13 protein-coding genes and 1 tRNA gene are annotated in these 17,653 nt (G+C 69.1%); 2 read left to right on the forward strand and 12 right to left on the reverse strand.

Translation table 11 applies throughout. The annotated features are described in order from the left end of the window. Window positions 1-304: 304 nt before the first annotated feature. Window positions 305-1,012 carry a hypothetical protein gene (locus FHX37_RS12715; protein WP_141924090.1) on the forward strand — a complete coding sequence of 236 codons (708 nt, stop codon included), beginning with the start codon at window positions 305-307 and terminating at the stop codon, window positions 1,010-1,012. Between the two features lie 60 nt (window positions 1,013-1,072). Here FHX37_RS12715 and FHX37_RS12720 read toward each other — a convergent pair whose 3' ends face one another. From FHX37_RS12720 to FHX37_RS12755, 8 genes are all read right to left on the reverse strand, one after another. Continuing rightward, window positions 1,073-2,629, reverse strand: a complete 1,557-nt coding sequence (locus FHX37_RS12720) for an OmpA family protein (RefSeq protein ID WP_141924091.1) — start codon at window positions 2,627-2,629, stop codon at window positions 1,073-1,075. A 346-nt stretch (window positions 2,630-2,975) separates the two neighbouring features. After that, on the reverse strand, window positions 2,976-5,027 hold the full coding sequence (gene rho / locus FHX37_RS12725; protein ID WP_141924092.1) for a transcription termination factor Rho: 2,052 nt from the start codon (window positions 5,025-5,027) through the stop codon (window positions 2,976-2,978). Between the two features lie 411 nt (window positions 5,028-5,438). Then, the gene (thrB, locus tag FHX37_RS12730) at window positions 5,439-6,422 is read right to left on the reverse strand and encodes a homoserine kinase (RefSeq protein ID WP_141924093.1); all 984 of its coding nucleotides are present in this window, start codon (window positions 6,420-6,422) and stop codon (window positions 5,439-5,441) included. A 42-nt stretch (window positions 6,423-6,464) separates the two neighbouring features. Beyond that, window positions 6,465-7,523 (reverse strand): threonine synthase, encoded by a 1,059-nt coding sequence (thrC, locus tag FHX37_RS12735; RefSeq protein ID WP_211351923.1) that lies wholly within the window; start codon window positions 7,521-7,523, stop codon window positions 6,465-6,467. Window positions 7,524-7,663: 140 nt separating this feature from the next. Next, window positions 7,664-8,962: a homoserine dehydrogenase gene (locus FHX37_RS12740; protein ID WP_141924095.1), complete on the reverse strand. Its 1,299-nt coding sequence runs from the start codon at window positions 8,960-8,962 to the stop codon at window positions 7,664-7,666. A 225-nt stretch (window positions 8,963-9,187) separates the two neighbouring features. Then, window positions 9,188-10,582 carry a diaminopimelate decarboxylase gene (gene lysA, locus FHX37_RS12745; RefSeq protein WP_141924096.1) on the reverse strand — a complete coding sequence of 465 codons (1,395 nt, stop codon included), beginning with the start codon at window positions 10,580-10,582 and terminating at the stop codon, window positions 9,188-9,190. A gap of 114 nt (window positions 10,583-10,696) precedes the next feature. Then, window positions 10,697-11,824, reverse strand: coding sequence for a DALR anticodon-binding domain-containing protein (locus FHX37_RS12750; protein ID WP_246062266.1), 1,128 nt, complete (start codon window positions 11,822-11,824; stop codon window positions 10,697-10,699). 53 nt (window positions 11,825-11,877) lie between these two features. Beyond that, window positions 11,878-12,258: a response regulator gene (locus FHX37_RS12755; RefSeq protein ID WP_246062267.1), complete on the reverse strand. Its 381-nt coding sequence runs from the start codon at window positions 12,256-12,258 to the stop codon at window positions 11,878-11,880. A 107-nt stretch (window positions 12,259-12,365) separates the two neighbouring features. Here FHX37_RS12755 and FHX37_RS12760 point away from each other — a divergent pair. After that, window positions 12,366-12,437, forward strand: a tRNA-Arg gene (locus FHX37_RS12760). A 190-nt stretch (window positions 12,438-12,627) separates the two neighbouring features. Here FHX37_RS12760 and FHX37_RS12765 read toward each other — a convergent pair. From FHX37_RS12765 to FHX37_RS12785, 4 genes are all read right to left on the reverse strand, one after another. Further along, window positions 12,628-14,010: a tyrosine-type recombinase/integrase gene (locus FHX37_RS12765; RefSeq protein WP_211351819.1), complete on the reverse strand. Its 1,383-nt coding sequence runs from the start codon at window positions 14,008-14,010 to the stop codon at window positions 12,628-12,630. A gap of 208 nt (window positions 14,011-14,218) precedes the next feature. Further along, complete coding sequence (locus FHX37_RS12775) at window positions 14,219-15,922, reverse strand: replication initiator (RefSeq protein ID WP_141924100.1); 1,704 nt, start codon at window positions 15,920-15,922, stop codon at window positions 14,219-14,221. Then, window positions 15,922-17,361, reverse strand: coding sequence for an FtsK/SpoIIIE domain-containing protein (locus FHX37_RS12780; protein ID WP_141924101.1), 1,440 nt, complete (start codon window positions 17,359-17,361; stop codon window positions 15,922-15,924). Before FHX37_RS12780 ends, FHX37_RS12775 begins: the two co-directional genes overlap by 1 nt. Continuing rightward, window positions 17,361-17,651: a hypothetical protein gene (locus FHX37_RS12785; RefSeq protein WP_141924102.1), complete on the reverse strand. Its 291-nt coding sequence runs from the start codon at window positions 17,649-17,651 to the stop codon at window positions 17,361-17,363. Before FHX37_RS12785 ends, FHX37_RS12780 begins: the two co-directional genes overlap by 1 nt. Window positions 17,652-17,653: the final 2 nt, after the last annotated feature.

A 17,653-nucleotide genomic window follows, 5' to 3' on the forward strand; every position in this document is an offset into this window, starting at 1 on the left:
TCGTTCACACGGGCGACGGGAAGTGTGGTATGCGCGAACCGGTCCCGCGGCGGTCTCAGCGGATTCTGTCCCCGCCGTGCGGGGTCTGCTCCTCCCTCTACCAGTTTGCCAGACGCGTAACCATCAGCCGACCAGCCCGTATTCCAACGAACCGCCCGGCAGCACGCTGGCGGTCCCGGGCACACCCGGCGGCGTCCGCGGGCCACGCGCGCGGAGGCGCGCCGGCTTCGCTCTTGCTACGGTCCCAGTAGCCGCGCCCGACTCTCCCCCAAGCGCGGTGGTACCCCCGACGTGAAGGACCCACATGCGTTTCGCCCCCGTTTACCGACGTACCACGGCCGCCGGTACCGCGCTGGCCGCCGCCGTCCTGCTCACGGCCTGCGGCGCGGAATCCGGCGACGACGGGTGGAGCACACCCGATGAGTGGGAGTGGAGCGAGTGGTTCTCGTTCGGTGACGAGGACGGTGAGGGTTCCGGCTCCGAGGACTCCGCGGACGAGGCGGACGGGAACTCCGAGGAGGAGACGGCGCGGTTCGCGCTTCCCGAGTCCTGTGCCGACATCGGCGCCGGTGAGGTGGCCGGTGGCCTCGCTCCCGCCGGGGCGAGCGTGACCGAGGACACCGAGGAGCTCGACGGTGCCTCCGACGCCGAGCAGATGTCGTGCGTGTGGACCGGTTCCGGAACCGAGGGGGGCGACGGGGAGTCGTTCGCGATCACCTTCACCGTGAACGCCGATCCCAGCGCCCGGTTGGAGGTGGCCCAGCTTCCCGGCGAGGAGGAGATGAACTGGGAGGTCGACGTGGACGTGGAGGTGGACAGCTACCGCACCGCGCGCTCGGAGACGCTCGGCGGTGAGCTGGACTACGTCACCACGGTCGAGGGGTCCACCCAGAGCCTGCACCTCGCGCTGCCCGAGGACTTCTACATCTCGGCCGTCGCCGTGTCCTCGGAGGCCTCCCGGAAGGACCTGGAGAAGGTCGTGTTCCAGGCCGCGGAGCGGGTCGAGCAGTAGGGGCGGTAGGAGCCGGCGGGGGCGGGACCGGTAGTCCCGACGTCCCGCCCCTGACACGCCTCACTCCTCGATGGGGATCTCTTCCAGCTCGCCGAACGGGCCGGCGCGCAGGGTGAGCTCCTCGGTCCCCTCCGGTGGGGCGGCGAAGACCGCGACCAGGTCGTAGGTGTTGCCCGGTTGCAGTTCGTGCACCTCCTCGGCGAAACCGCTGGAGGTACCGCCCTCCAGGTTCATCTGCGCGACGTAACGCTCCAGGTCGGACTCGGGGTCCAGGAGCTGCAGCCCTCCCAGCGACCCCGAGCTGAACTGTTCCGGACCGCCCGCCTGCGCGCTCCCGTCAGCGCCCATGTCCGGGATCACGGGTTCGTCGGAGTTGTTGGTCAGCGCCACCGTGGCGATCACGTAGGCACCGTCGCGCCGCAGCGGGTAGACCTCCAGTTGCACGTCCTCGCGCTCCTCGGAGGCCACGACGTCCCCGTTGTCCTCGGTGAACGGGGCCGGCCAGGTCACGGTGCGCTGGGCGACGCCGAGCCCGTCGTCGTCCCCCTCCTCCTGGGAGCCGGGGGTGGTGACGTCGTAGGAGAACTCCACCCGGCGGTTGCGGGCGCGCGCCTCCTCGTCGTCCGGGCCGCCCTCCACGGCGATGGGTTCGGTGCTGCCGCGCCCCTCCACCTCGTAGGAGTACTCGTTGCCCAGCTCCTCCACCAGCAGTTCCCGCACCGTCCGCGCGCGTTCCTCGGAGAGGTTCTGGTTGTAGGCGTCGGTCCCCTTGCTGTCGGTGTGGCCCACGATCGTGATCTCCGAGTCGTTGGCCTCGACGTTGTTGGCCAGCGAGTCGGACGCCTGGCGGACCACGTCCTCGGCTTCCTCGGTCAGGTCCGACTCGTCGAACTCGAACATCACGTCGGAGTGCAGCGAGATCGTCTCCCGGTCGCCGTCCCGGGTGATGGATGCGATGTCGGAGTCGACGAAACTCTCCACCCACCCGGTGTCGGCCTCGGCGCCGTCCTCGGGGGGCCGGTTCTCGAAGGTGAGGTTCTCCCCGTCGGGCGGGTCGTCGGGGGTGAGATGCTCCGGGCCGTTGGGGTCCTGGGGGCCGGACCGGTCCTCCTCGACGTCCTGGACCGGGATGCCCGTCATGGCGCCCAGGCCGCTACCGATGAAGGTCACCTGGTCCACCTTGTCCGGCAGGCGCGGGAAGTACCTGCGGTACTCGTTGGTGACCCCGTCGAAGACGGGGTACAGCCCGTCGCCGTTCGGACTGGCCGAGCCGTACTTCAACCCCTCCTCGTCGGTGTACTCGCGGAACACCTTCCCCGTCATGGGATCCACCAGGGTGTTGGCCATGCTGAGGTTGCGGTTGCTGCCCTCGAACCCGTCGGGGTAGCTCACCTCGTAGTGCATCACCGTGTAGTCGGGGGTGCGTTCCAGTGCGGTGACGGAGAAGCGCAGCTTCTCGTCGTTACCGGTGTCCTGGAAGATGTGCCCCTCCCTGGTGTAGGGGAAGTCCTCCTCGACAGGCGGCGGACCCTCCGAGTCGAACAGGCTGCAGCCGCTGAGAAGAAGGCTGCCCGTGGTCAGCAACGCTATCGGGGCCAGGAGCGTCGTCCGCGCCATGGGGGAGATCTCCGATCGTTGAGGGGATTGCGGCCGGGGACATCCTCCAGCAATTCCGGCTGTGTTGACGAACCGGGACCAACCACCGCGGGCCGCGTCGGAGTACCTCCGGTTCCCCGGGTGAGCCGTCCGCTGCGGCCGGACCGCCTCCCCGGCACGACCCCGCTCCGACACACGTAACGGCCCCGGCCGTGCGGCGGTGCCGACGTGGCCGGGGCCGTTGGTCCCGAAGAGGCGGGGTCTAGGTCCTGTTCTTCGGACGCCTGTCCTGCTGCGCGACGCCCCAGGACACCGTCCGGCGGCACCGGAGACGCCGCTCGCGACGAACAGCGCCCAAAAACAGGACCTAGTTGTCGTTCGGGCCGACCGTGGTCTTCTGGACCTGGAGGAGGAACTCCGGGTTGCTCTTGGTGTCCTTCATCTTGTCCTGGAGCAGCTCCATGGCCTGCTGCGTGTCCAGGGCGTGCAGCACCCGGCGGAGCTTCCACACGATGTTGAGCTCGTCGTTCGACATCAGGATCTCCTCCTTGCGGGTGCTGGACGAGTCCACGTCCACCGCGGGGAATATCCGTTTGTCCGCGAGCTGACGGTTGAGCTTCAGCTCCATGTTGCCGGTTCCCTTGAACTCCTCGAAGATCACCTCGTCCATCCGGGAACCGGTCTCGACCAGGGCGGTCGCCAGGATCGTCAGGGAGCCGCCGTTCTCGATGTTGCGCGCCGCGCCGAAGAAGCGCTTCGGCGGGTACAGCGCGGTGGAGTCCACACCGCCGGAGAGGATGCGCCCGCTCGCCGGAGCCGCGAGGTTGTAGGCCCGCCCCAGCCGCGTCAGCGACTCGAGCAGCACCACGACGTCCAACCCCATCTCCACCAGCCGTTTCGCCCGCTCGATCGCGAGTTCGGCCACCGTGGTGTGGTCGTCCGCAGGCCGGTCGAAGGTGGAGTGGATCACCTCACCCTTCACCGTGCGCTGCATGTCGGTGACCTCTTCCGGCCGCTCGTCCACCAGAACGACCATGAGGTGGCACTCGGGGTTGTTCTCGGTGATCGCGTTGGCGATGGACTGCAGGACCGTCGTCTTCCCGGCCTTCGGAGGGGAGACGATGAGGCCGCGCTGGCCCTTGCCGACGGGAGAGACCAGGTCGATGATGCGGGTCGCCAGGTCGCTCGGGTCGTTCTCCATCCGCAGCCGTTCCTGCGGGTACAGCGGGACGAGCTTGGAGAAGTCCGGGCGGCTGCGGGACTGGTCCGGCGCCATCCCGTTGATGGTGTCCAGCCGCACCAGCGCGTTGAACTTCTCCCGGCGCTCGCCCTCCCGGGGCTGGCGCACGGCGCCGGTGATGGCGTCGCCCTTGCGCAGACCGTACTTGCGCACCTGGGACAGCGAGACGTACACGTCGTTGGACCCGGGAAGGTAGCCGGTCGTGCGAACGAACGCGTAGTTGTCCAGGATGTCGAGGATCCCGGCGACCGGAAGCAGGACGTCGTCCTCCTGGATCACCGGCTCCGTGTCCTGCTGGCGGTCCCGGCCGCGGCGGTCGCGGCGGTCACGGCGCCGTCCGCGGCGGCGTCCGCTGCCGCCATCGTCGTCCTGGCCCCGGTTGCCGCCCTGGTTCTGGCCGCCCTGGCTCTGGCCGCTCTGGCCGCCGCCCTGCTGGGACTGCGTGTCGGCGGAGCCGTCGTCCCGGTTCTGGCGGTTACGGCGGTTGCGCTGGCGGTCCCGGTTGTTCTGGCCGCCCTGGCCGCCCTGGTTCTGGCCGCTCTGGCCGTTCTTGTTCTCCGCGCCGCTCTTCTGCGGGGCCTGGGATGTCTTGGTCACGCTACTCGTGGGAGTCGAGGGGTCAGTGCCGTCCGACGATTTGTTCCGGCCGCCGGAATCGTCGCCGCGTTTGCGGGACGAACGCCGCTCCCGAGCGGACCGCTCCGCCCGCTCGGACTGTTCCTGCTCGCCCCCGGAATCCCGGGAGTCGGAAGCCGCCACCGGGGACCCGCTGGATGCCGTCTCACCTTCCGCGCCCGACTCGGCAGCCTGACGATCGGAAGCCGAACCGCCAGCGTCCTGGCCGGCTTTGCTGGCCCCGGCGTTCCCGCCACCGGAGCCCTTGGCTGGTTTCTTGTCGGCCTCTGGCCCCGAGACAGGGCCTTGGTTAGCTTCAATCGCGGCGATGATGTCGCTCTTGCGCATCCGCCCCGTACCCGTGATACCGAGGCTCGACGCGAGCCGCTGAAGCTCGGTCAGCTTCAGCGACGACAGCCCGGAACCCTGGTTCCGGGACCGCGACGACGCGCTCTTGCCGGCTGGGGATGCCGCGTCTCCGGATTCCGCACCGGACGCAGACGCGGTGGAGTTCTGTTGCTTGTCGACCGCCGCATCCGTGTGGAGTTCGGTGGTGTCGCTCACTAAGGGTCCTTCCCAAGGAGCGGGCGCGGGCCGTCATGACAGTTGCAAACGGCCGGCCCGGTGGTGCGAACCGGCGGGGGCCGGGTCGGGCTTGCCCCCCGTGGTGTCGGGAACCGTCGTCCCCCACCCAACAGCGGCGGGCTTAAGGGCACAGCCAGACGTCGGGACGATGAGCTCGGTGATGCTGCCCGTGGACTTTGTCGCCGTTCTCGCCAGGCGAGGAACCGACATCAGTGGGAAAGGCAGAGCCGGGTCCGCGCGGCGGACCCGACACAGTGCCATCCGGGTGTGACGCCGACGTGGAAAGAACCACTCGCCTACATCCCGGGGAAAACACTGTGGCTGCTGAGCACACGCCCCGCGTCGGGGCATCTGGTGCTACATCCAGCCTAACACCACCGGAACCCACAGCTATTCCTCGCCACAGGTCGATGAACGGGGAGAACTGATCCACACCCCTGCCGGATCGGTTTGTAAGGGGCGTATATGCCAACTCGTACCCGCCACTTCCCGTACTGAATCAACCAAGCCGTCCCCGATTCTGCGCTCCTCGCCCGTCCCGCCGGCGCTCTCCCAGCCGAACACGAGCACGGTGGGTCCGGCCCCGGAGATCACCGCGGGCAGCCTCGCCGTCTCCCGCAACGCGCGCGCGAGCTCCGCGCTCTGAGACATCGCCGGGGCGCGGTAGGACTCGTGCAGGCGGTCCTGGGTCGCTTCCAGCAGCAGTTCCGGCCTCCCGGAGACCGCGGCCGTCATCAGCGCCGCGCGGCCAGCGGTGAAAACGGCGTCAGCGTGCGGCACCGACTCCGGGAGAAGCCCACGCGCCTGCTCGGTGGACAACCGCTGGTTCGGGACGCACACGACCGGCCGCAACCGCAGCGAAGGCTCGACACGCAGGCAACGCCACCGCTCCCCCTCGTGCCAGGCGAGTGTGAAACCACCGTAGACGCAGGGGGCCACGTTATCCGGGTGCCCCTCAACGCCGGCGGCCAGCTGGAAGACACGGTCGCGGTCCGGGCGCCCGTCAGCCGGGTCAACCTCCCCCAACAGCACGGTGGCGGCGGTGACACCCCCCACGATCGCCGAGGCGGAGGATCCCAGGCCGCGCCCGTGCGGGACCCGGTTGCGGCACCGCACGTCCAACCCCGGCATTTCGCGTCCCGCGCGCTCGAAAACCGCGCGGATCGCCCGCACCACCAGGTGGTTGCCGTCCCGCGGCACGTCGTCCTCGCCCTCACCGGCGAGGTCCACCGTGACGGCCCCGTCCTCGCGGGGCTCGACCTCGATCTCGTCGTACAGCCCCAGAGCCAGGCCGAACGTGTCGAACCCCGGACCGAGGTTGGCGCTGGTCGCCGGGGTGCGCACCCGCACCCCGGAGGGGAAAGGCTGGGACATAGCAGTATCTCCGGTGTTCAGAGGGGCGGCGGGCGTCGTTCCTCAGTCCAGGCCCAGTGCGCCCGCGGCAGCGTGCGCGTCGACCGGGATCCTCGTCGCCCGGGGAGCGCCCGAGAGCGCCCAGTCCGGGTCCTTGAGCCCGTTCCCGGTCACCGTGCACACCACCCGGCTGCCGGGCTCCACCCTCCCCTGCTGGACAGCCTGCATCAGCCCGGCCACGCTGGCGGCCGAGGCGAGCTCGACGAACACGCCCTCCTGCGCCGCCAGCATCCGGTAGGTCGTCAGGATCTGGCGGTCCGTCACCGCGTCGATACGCCCGCCGGACTCGTCCCGGGCCCGTTCCGCGTGGCTCCACGAGGCGGGGTTCCCGATCCGGATCGCGGTGGCGATGGTGCGCGGCTGCGACACCGGTTCGCCGTTGACGATCGGCGAGGAACCGCTGGACTGGAACCCGAACATGCGCGGTGTTCCGCCCGCCGCTCCCGCGGAGGCGTACTCGGTGTAGCCCATCCAGTAGGCGGTGATGTTGCCCGCGTTGCCCACCGGCAGACAGTGCACGTCTGGGGCGTCCCCGAGGGCGTCCACGACCTCGAACGCCGCCGTCTTCTGGCCCTGCAGCCGGTAGGGGTTGACCGAGTTCACCAACGCGACCGGATAGTCCACCGACAGTTTGCTGGCCAGTTCCAGGCAGTCGTCGAAGTTGCCCTGGACCTGCAACGGCCGAGCGCCGTGCACCAGCGCCTGGGCGAGCTTGCCCATGGCGATCTTCCCGTCCGGGATGAGCACGGCGCATGTCATTCCGGCACGCACCGCGTAGGCGGCGGCGCTCGCCGCGGTGTTGCCGGTCGAGGCGCAGATGACCGCCTTCGCCCCCTCCTCAGCGGCCTTCGTGATGGCCATGGTCATACCGCGGTCCTTGAACGACCCGGTGGGGTTGAGCCCCTCGACCTTGAGGTACACCTCGCAACCGGTCAGTTCGGACACCCGGTTGGCGGGAACGAGCGGTGTTCCCCCCTCGTGCAGTGTGACGACCGGTGCTTCCTCGGTGACAGGAAGACGGTCCCGGTATTCCGCGACGACACCTCGCCACGCCCGCGCCATGCTCACGTCGAGCCCTTTCCACGATCGAACGACATACTCCTGAGGCGGTGCGAGCAGCCGCGGCCAGCCCCGTGATTACCCCCGAGTCTAGAAGCCCACGGGCAGGGCACGCGCCCCGCGCCACGAGCGGGAGTGCGGACTCACGCCTGGTCGGCGAACGCCTCCACCCGCATGACACTGGCGACGGAACGCACCATGTCGAGCCCGCGCAGTTCCTCCACCGTCGCGCCCAACGCGGCGTCGGGCGCCTGGTGGCTGACGAGGACGAGCTGCGCGTCCTCTCCGTGCCCCTCCTGGCGCACGTTCTTGATCGAGACGCCGTTACCCGCGAACACGTCGGCCACCCGGGCGAGCACCCCCGGACGGTCCGCCACGTCCAGCGCTATGTGGTACCGCGTCACCGTCTTGCCCATGGGGTGGACCGGCATGCCGGTGTCGTCGCCGCCCTCCCCCGCGGAGGTCGCAGCGAGCCGGTTGCGAGCCACCGCCACCACGTCGCCGAGGACCGCACTGGCCGTGGGAGTGCCGCCCGCACCAGCACCGTAGAACATCAGGCGCCCCGCGGACTCCGCCTCGACGAACACCGCGTTGTAGGCCTCGTTGACGTTCGCCAGCGGGTGCTCCCGCGGCAGCATCACCGGGTGCACACGCACCCCGACCGCGTCGCCGTCGGCAGAGCGCTGGCAGATCGCCAGCAGCTTGACGACGCACCCCATGGCCCTGGCGCTGGCGATGTCTCCCGCCGACACCTCCGTTATGCCCTCCCGGTGCACGTCGGCAGCGGTCACCTGTTGGGTGTGGAACGCCAGCCGGGCCAGGATCGCGGCTTTGGCGGCGGCGTCGAACCCCTCGACGTCAGCCGTGGGGTCGGCCTCGGCGTAGCCCAGCGACTGCGCCTCCTCCAGGGACTCCGCGAACCCGGCCCCCATCGCGTCCATCCGGTCGAGGATGAAGTTCGTCGTGCCGTTGACGATGCCGAGCACCCGGTTCACCCGGTCCCCCGCCAACGAGTCCCGCAACGGCCGCAGCAGCGGGATGGCACCGGCGACCGCGGCCTCGTAGTACACGTCGACCCCGGCTTCCCGGGCGGCCGTGAGGATGGTGGCGCCGTCCTCCGCCAGCAGCGCCTTGTTGGCCGTCACCACGGACTTACCGGACTTCACCGCGGCCAGGATGAGCGAACGCGCCGGCTCGATGCCGCCGACCACCTCGACCACGAGGTCGATGTCGGGACGGGTCACCAGGCCCATGGCGTCGGTCGTGAACAGCTCCGGGTCCAGTCCCGTGCCGCGTGTGCCTCCGACGCGGCGCACCGCGACCCCTCCGATCTCCAGGGGTGCTCCCACGCGTGCGCCCAGCTCGGCCGACTGCTCGTTGATCAGCCGCACCACTTCCGCGCCCACAACGCCGCACCCGAGCAGCGCCACCTTCATCGCCATAGGGGGATGACTCCCACTTCTCTCACGTCGTTCTTCGCAATCCTCACGGCACCCGGACGCGGCCGGGGCCAAGGCCTGTCCGGCGGACACGTGTCCCGCCGCGCGCCGGCGGTTCCCCGCCGGCCGGCGGAGACTCCGCTCCGCCTCGCCCCTCGGGCGCACCGACGCGGCACCGGTCGCGCCGCTCGTGGCGAACAGCGCCCGTCGAACCGGCCCTGGCTCCTTTCAGCCTACGTCGCGGCGGAGCAGGTCCTCCTCGGTCTCCCGGCGCACGAGCGCACGGGCTTCCCCGGACCGCACCGCCACCACGGCCGGCCGCGGGAGGTTGTTGTAGTTGCTGGCCATCGAGTGGCAGTAGGCACCGGTGGCCGCCACCGCCACGAGGTCGCCCGCACGCACGTCACGCGGCAGGTACAGGTCGGGGACGACGATGTCGCCGCTCTCGCAGTGCTTGCCCACCAGGCGGGCCAGCACGGGCTCGGTGCCCTCCCCGTTCCGGGACGCCAGGAGGCAGGTGTACTCCGACCCGTACAGCGCGGTGCGGATGTTGTCGCTCATCCCGCCGTCCACACTGACGTAGGTGCGCAACCCCTCGACGTCCTTGACCGTACCGACCCGGTACACGGTGATACCGCTCGGGCCCGCGATAGCGCGTCCCGGTTCCACTCCCAGGCGCGGCACGGGTATCCCGTGGGTGTCGCATTCCCGTTGGACGATGTCGAGCAGGCTGTGCGCGATGGTCTTCGGATCCAGTGGCGTGTCGGAGGAGACGTAGGCGATACCGAGACCGCCGCCGAGGTTCAGCTCCGGCAGTGTCACCCCCAGCTCGCGGTGCGTCTCCGCCAGGAAACGGGTGACGCGGGCGGCGGCGACCTCGAACCCGGCGGTGTCGAAGATCTGGGAGCCGATGTGGGAGTGCAGCCCCACCAGGGAGAGGTTCTCGGCCGCGGACACTCGCCGCACCGCCTCCGCTGCGGCACCGGTGCTCAACGCGAGGCCGAACTTCTGGTCGTCGTGGGCGGTGGCGACGAACTCGTGGGTGTGCGCCTCCACCCCCGTGGTGACCCGCACCAGCACGTCGGGGACGCTGCCGCGTTCGGCCGCCAAGCGTTCCAGCCGCTCGATCTCGTCGAACGAGTCGAGGACGATCCGCCCGACGCCGGCGTCGAGGGCGCGTGCCAGCTCCTCCTCGGACTTGTTGTTCCCGTGCATCCCGATGCGCTCGGGCGGGAAGTCGGCCGCCAGTGCAACCGCGAGTTCGCCCCCGCTGCACACGTCGAGCTTGAGCCCCTCCTCCCGGACCCACCGCGCCACGGCTTTGGTGAGCAGCGCCTTACCGGCGTAGTAGACGTCGGCACCGCCGCTGCCGAAAGCGTCGCGGTATTCGCCGGCGCGGGAGCGGAACTCCGCTTCGTCCAGGACGAACAGCGGCGTTCCGTACCGGTCGGCGAGCTCGGAGACGCCGATCCCGCCGACCGTCAGCTCACCGTCCAGGCGTTCGGCGGTTCCCGGCCAGACCCGCGGGTCGAGGCCGGAGGGGTCGTGCGGCGGCGTCGGCGGGTGCTCCTCCGGTAGCACGTCGGCGTGACGCGGACCGGCTGGATGGGCGTAACGACTCATGGGACACACGCTCTCGGCTGGATCGTCGGCTTTCTCGGTGGCCGCGCGGACACGGCACGTCATCGCCCCACCCGGGTTTCCGGGAACAGGGCCGGGGCACCCGCACAGCGGCGGTCACAACCTTGTGGGCGCGGACACGCCGAGCAGGAACAATCCCGTTCGCAGCACACCCGCCGCGGCGGCACACAGGTCGAGCCGGGCGGCGGTCTCCCTGCGCGCGGCATCGGCCGCCTCCCGGCCGGTGGTCTCCCCAGGGATGACGCCGCAGGGCCCTCGCCACTCATGGTAGGCAACAGCGAGAGTCTCGAGGTAGCGCACCCAGAGGTGGGGCTGGCCGCGTCTGCCGGCGGCCTCCAGCATCGCGGGCGCGTCGAACAGTTTCCCCAGCAGCGCGTGCACGGAGGGGGTGTCGAGTGCGGCCTCCCCCGCGCGGGTGGTCTCCCCCGTCGCACTGGCGGGGGGCAGCCCCGCGTCCTCGGTCCACTGCCGGGTGGCCACGGCGTGAGCGTGCGCGTAGCGCAGGCAGAAGGCGGGGTTGCTGGCGGTGTGCCACGCCCAGTCTCCCGGGTGGTGGGCGTTCGGTAGTGCGGGAAGCCCGGGGCCGGTCTCCTCCCCCGGGCGGAGCTCCTCGGAGGAAGAACGGCAGAACGCGATCCGGGCGCTCGCCTCCCCCACGGCGTTGAGCAGCCGCGCGCTCTCCGTCCCGCCCGCGGGCGCGTCCAGGTACGGGTCCCGCCACGTCACGTCGTCGGTGGCGGCGGCCGGGGGCATACCAGCCGGGGCGGCCGCCACGGGAGCACGGGCGGAGCGGAGCCGCCGCCGCGCGTCGGCGCGTGCCCAGCGGCGGGCCTCTGCGACCGGTCCCGCGTCGGCCAGCACGGCCGGGGGTTCGGTGGCGGGGTCCCGCGTCCCGTCCCAGCGCCCCTCGGTGAGGTGCTCCGCCGCGTTCCGGGCGACGGTTCCCGCCAGCGCGACCCAGGCGGCCGTGGTACACGTCACGGAGAGGAACCCCCGGTCCGTGTGGGACACGGCGGCGAAGGCGCCGCTGGCGCGGAGCTCGGCGGCGGTGGCGGCGGCCGTCTCCGCTGCTGGGCGGCCGACGGTTCCCGCCAGCCGCAGCGGCAGGGCGCTGACGCAGTCACCCGCCGCGCCCCGCCGGGGGCGGTGCGGGTGCGCGTCCGGGACCGCGGCCAGCTCGACACCGTTGGCTCGGGCGGCGGCTTCCCGAAGTGCGGTGTTCACGCGAGCGGGTGTGGCTACGTTCCGGGGCGTCGTGTGGTCCGGCATCGGCGGCGTCAACCGACCCCGGCGAGGTCGCGCACGACGCGAACGAGCTGTGTGGGATCGAACGGTTTGGTGAGGTAGGCGTCCACCCCGAGTTCCCGGCCGCGCCGCAGGTCGTCGTCCTGGGCCCGCGCGGTGATCAGCACGATCTTCACTGCCTGGGTCTCCTCGGCCTCCCGCAGCCGGGATGCGGCGATCCACCCGTCCAGGTCGGGCATCATGATGTCGAGCGTCACCACGTCCGGCCCGACCTCACTCGCCCGGCGCAGACACTCGTGGCCGTCGACGGCCGTGTGCACCTCGAAGCCCTCCAGCTCGAGGTTGACGGTGATCAGATCCCGTATCACGTCGTTGTCCTCGACGACCAGTACCCGTGCCAGCGTTTCACTCACGCCCGCGAGGTTAGCCGCATCCAGCCCCTGCCGCTGGCGGATTCCGGAACACGGGCGGAATGCACGAACCACCCCGCGACCCCTGCTAGGATGGTTCTCAGCGCAGCGCCCCCTTAGCTCAGGGGATAGAGCAACGGCCTCCGGAGCCGTGTGCGGAGGTTCGAATCCTCCAGGGGGCACCCTTGCGAGAGCAGCGAAGACCCCGGATGACCAGCTATGAAGCTGATCGCGGGGTCTTCTCTCGTATGCAGCGGTATGCCGCTCACCGTAGCCGCATGCGCGTGTTCCCGGAATATGTGCGGAACGGGTGAGGGGCACGTCTTTGCAGGTTACGGGTATCGCAACTCGTCCTCTGAGAAGGGTTCCGCGTTACCCCATCTCGTCTTCGATGCGCCCGAACCAACGGTCGTCATCACCGTCCAAGCAATGGGCGTAGACCCGGTACAGCACTTCCACACTGTGTCCGGCCCACTCCGCGACCAGCGCCGGAGGAGTGCCGGCGTTCAACCGCAGCGAGATCCCAGCGTGCCGGAAGTCGTACGGGGTGGAAGCCAGCGGTGAACCTACCTGATCTTCTGTGAGGGCGGTTTCCCTGGCTACTTGCAGCACCCGCCACAGCGTGGAGGGTTGGTACTTCCCTCCTGTGTATGTGCGGAACAGCCGACCGTCCGAAGCGAGACCGTACTGTTCGATATGCGTACGCAGCATGGATACGAGAACAGGCGGGATCGGGACACGACGACGAGTATTGACCGGCCTTCCCTTCAGCCCACGTTCCTCGTGGACCTCACCAGCATCGGTCCACTCTTTGCCCGCTGCCGAGTAAACAGCCTCGAAGTCCAGCGCTCCCCATCCTTCCTCGGGAAGTTCACAGGACTTCCCCTCAAGAGAGACAGCTTCCTGCGGCCGGAGCATGCCGTAGTACATACATCCGTACAGCGCCACCAGTCGCGGACCCTGGGTACTACCAACGTTCCCGATGGCATCCAGAAGGTTCCGTATCTGATCGGCATTAGCTACCCTCCGGCGATCGACGGTCGCGACTACCGTAGGGGGTTTCCAGTCCTCGGCTTTCTTGTCGTCGAGCGGATTGCTCCGGAGCCGGTCGAGACGAACCGCGTACTTCAACGCCCCGGAAAAGGCACGTCGACGGCGGCGGTAGTACTCCGGAGCGGCTGGCTTGCCATCGAGTCTGCGTGCGCAGGCATCCAACGCCGCCGTTACCGTTCGTGGATCCTCCAACGCTGTGAGCGGTAACGAGTTACGTTCCAACCAGCGCAGTGCCGTTTCAACCTCCGATGGCTTGGGTGCGTCACGCTGCACTACGTTGAACGACCAGCGGCGCAACGCACGACGAAGCACAGTGCCGTCCGGCGCTCCCTGAGTGCTCTTAACCAGGGCGAGCGTTACGGCGGTCAGTCCTTCCGCTACAGAGATCCGCTCCTTTGCCGAAGATCTGGACCATTTGTGGTCTACGTACGAAAGCGCGTGCTCGAACCATGTGACCGTAGGCCCCTGCAGCGACGAGTCGGGAAGACCCGAACTGACGTCGAAGGCTTCTCCGCTCTTCGCCGCCTGGCGAAGATCAGAAAGGAAGTTCTTGGCCCCCTCCCTGTTCTTGAACGTCCGGGACTTCTCACGGCCAGCGACGGTCCAGCGGACCGTATGGGAGGTCACCTGGCTCTTCCCCGTCGTGGGGTTCTTTTTCCGATTGGTCTTGACCGACCAGAAGCGCACATCATAGGAGTTCACGCGGCATCCTCCCGGAGCGTCAGTAGCCATGCCTCCACGTCGCTCTTCCAGAAACGAAGCTCGCCGTTGGGAAGCTTGATGCCACAAGGAGCGTGACCAACCTCACGCCACCGGTAGAAAGTTCGGCGCGGTACTCCACCGAGCTCAGCCAGTACTTCCGAAACGGTCATAAGACGATCGTTCTTACGCAGGGGGACGGTCGCGGTAGTCATGCGGCTCTTTCCGTTGCCGAATGGTGGTGTTGCCGAACGGTGTCCAGGTGGGCGCGGCGGTTGAGCCGCTCGCCCACGGCCCGGAGTAATCGGTGTTCGCGGGGTGCCACGTCCGGATCGGTGGGTTTGGCGAGTTCCCACACGCAGTGCTCGTTGGTGGTGGTTGCCGAGAGAACCGGAGCACCCGGGTGCGAGGTCGTCTCGGAGCCGGTGTCGTCGTCGGGGTCGGGGTTGGTGGGATCCACACCGAGGGTTTGCAGCACCCAGGTCAGCCGGTCGGCTTTGTGGTCGGCCAGGGTCTTGTTCGACCATTTGCGCGAGACCAGCACCCGACGGCCGGCATAGCCCAGGTGTTGGCGCTTGTGGGCTTTGGACCGGCAGAAGCCCGGTTGCATGCCCGCTGTGGGGTTCTGGGGTTGGATGCCGTAGCGCAACCAGTTCGCGCACCGGGGTGAGCAGGGTTCGAACCGCAAGGCGTCCATGAAGCGGTCCACGTGGCGCTGTTGGGCGGCGGTGGTCACCGGGTGGCACTCGGCGATGTCCTTGGTCAGGTATTTCGCCAGGTAGCGCACGCACCGGTTGGCATCACCACTGCCGGCCACCACGCCTTTGGCGTCCACTTGGGGACCCAGCCGACACACGTGCATAGGTTCGGCCTCCGGGTCGGCGTCCAGCACGTCCAGGGCCTGTTCCCAGGTGGCCAGCACCTGTCCCGTGTCCGGGTCGACGTAGTTTCCGGTGTCCTCGTCGAAGAGGGGAAGGTGATCGTTGTCGTAGACGACCTGTTCAGCGTGGGGCCACCAGACTTGGTGGTAGGTCGCCGCGGCGATCTGGCGCAGTTCGGCCCGGGGCAGGGTGCCCCGGATCGCCATGTGTAGGTGCGGGGCGAGGCGTTTTTGGGGTTCCACGGTGGCGAAGTACTGCACGTCGAACCCGGCCACCCTACGGAGGTTCTGCACGAACCGGTCGATGAGCTTGGAGAAGTGCAGTGTGTCGCGCGCGCAGCGTTGATAGTCGTAGGTGTCGGGATCCACTGGGGTGCCGTCCGAGCGCACCCGCCCGTAGGAATCCAGGGTCAGAGTGAGGAACAGGGACGGGCGAAACGTCGTGCCCGTGGCACTGTCCTGGAAACTACGGCCCACGGTTCTGCGAGCCATGGGGCGTTTGGGCAGGTCGGGAACGTCGCTGCGGCGTTTCGTCGAGCGTGTACGCCGTGGGGAGGAACCACCCGAAGAAGCACCCCGTGAGACCGAGCCGCGCAGCCCGGTGGCGGTGATCTCCTCATCCATGGCGGTCATGGCGTCATCGAGTTCAGCCAGTTCCTCCGGTGCGGCACTACCGGAAGCGGCGAGATCGTCACGGCGGGCCGTGGCCCGGGCGCGGTATTCGACCCACCAGCGCTGGAGGTCGGAGGGATCATCCGGAGTGGGTGTGGGTTCCTCGTCCAGGTGCCAGCCCTCTTCGCACTGGCTGCGCCGCAGGGAACGCTTACGAGCCGCACAGGCCGGACACTGGCTGTCCAACGTGGAGCCGCACGGCACATCCACGATCTCTGAGGCACCGGTGTCCAGGTTGGTGCGCCGCAGTGAGACCGGACGGATGCACACCCCGTTGTCGGTGGCGACCTGTTCGGCGACGTCTTTGGCCAGGGGTTGGGCTTGGCGCTCGGCCCGTGTGGTTTTGCCGGTCGGACTCGGCATCAGGCCACCTCCACATCCGGCACCGGGTGCAGAGAACGAGTTCCGTACTCGTTCGCCATAGCCTCGATGTCGTCGTCACTGACGAAGGCGGCCCGCACGCGTACCGGCAGCGGGGAGCCCTCCATGCGGACGAAGGCCACCCCGGGAACATTGGGGTCGATGAGGTGGGCGTTGGCGCCGCGTTCGCGGGCGTCATCGCCCAGCACCATGTCCACCTGGCTGGCCTCGTCCAGCCGCAGGGCAACCTTGTCGGGAAACAGGTTGCGCAGATTCATGACCTCTTTGCGCGGGTCCTGGAGTGCGGCCAGCACGCACACCCCCACCGCACGCCCCTGCGACGTCAACGTGGCGATGGCGTTCTCGGCCCGGCGGCGGATGTCTTTCTCGGGGTGGTAGGCGGTGAGGAAGGCGACCTCGTCCAGTACCACGAGCATGAACGGGTCCTCGACTGTGGGGGTGTGGGTGCGCCGGATTCCGGCGTAGCGATCCGCCCGGGCGTGCATCTCGGACACGGCCGCCTCCAACACGTCCACGGCCGCCTCAGCGGTGTCGGCGTAGCGGGCGAACAGAGACCGGCCGTAGGACAGTTCCATGCGTTTGGGATCGATCGCCCACACCTGCGCCGTCCCTGCCACCATGGCCGGAGTCATCGCCCGGATGGCCGACCAGAGCACCGAGCCTTTGCCCGAACCTGTCACTCCGACCGTGAGTACGTGGGTGCCGTGCAGCCGCAGGTCCCACGGGGTCCCGTCTTCACACAGGCCCACCTCGAGAGCGGCCATGTCGACCTGATCCGGGACGGGGCGTGCCGGCAGGGGGTTGGCCAACAGGTCGCGGCGGGGAAACTCCAACACCACGTCGCGCGGCCCGCGCGTGTAGACCCGGCACGAGGGCGCTTGGAACCCGTGGGCGAGCTCGGTCACCCGGTCTTCGAGGTCTCTGGGAGTGGTGCCCTGTACCAGGGTGATGCGCACTCGGTCCGCCCAGGCGGTGCAGGACACGGTTTTGATGCGGGGCAGGTAGTGGCGTTCCTGATACGACTCGGCCAGTCCGGCCACCACGAGCACGGGTTGCCAGTGACGCCGGTACACCCACAGCCAGCGCCAGCACGCCAGGCTGCGCAGCACGACCAGGCGGTGGAACACGGCGGGCCAGTACCACCACCACACCCCCAATCCCACGCCAGCGAGAAGTATCCCCGCAGCGAGCGGGATCCAGCCCCAGACGGAAACGACCATGGCACCGGTACTCAGCAGGGCGGTTGCGATCGGGAACCGGACGGGGGTGAGCACCACCAGGCGCAGGAGCCGATAGACCCACCGGGACACGATGACGATGCCCGGCGTTTCCACCACCGGGGTCGTGAACCGTACCCCGTGCGCGGGAAGAGGGGTGGTGGGCTGTACTTGGGCACTTCCGGCACTGCGGTCGCGCAGCATCACGAGTCACCCCCCAGCACCTCGAACAGGGAGGCTTGGTACTCGGCCCGTAGCGCCGCGTTGCGCGCCCGGTAGGCGGCCAGATCCGCCCGAGCCGAGGCCGCCACCACGTGCGTGTGCGGGTCCTCGCTGGCATCAGCGATGCGCTCCAACAGGCTGGTCTTCCAGGCCAGCAGGTCTGCGTTGTCCTGATCGGAGGCTGCGACCGGACGCTGGGAGCGTGAGCGCAGTTCCGCCAGGAACCGCGAGATCTCACGCGCACGGGGTGAACCGTGGGGCTGATCAGACATAA

Source organism: Haloactinospora alba (assembly GCF_006717075.1).
In the GTDB taxonomy this organism is placed as follows: Bacteria; Actinomycetota; Actinomycetes; order Streptosporangiales; family Streptosporangiaceae; genus Haloactinospora; species Haloactinospora alba.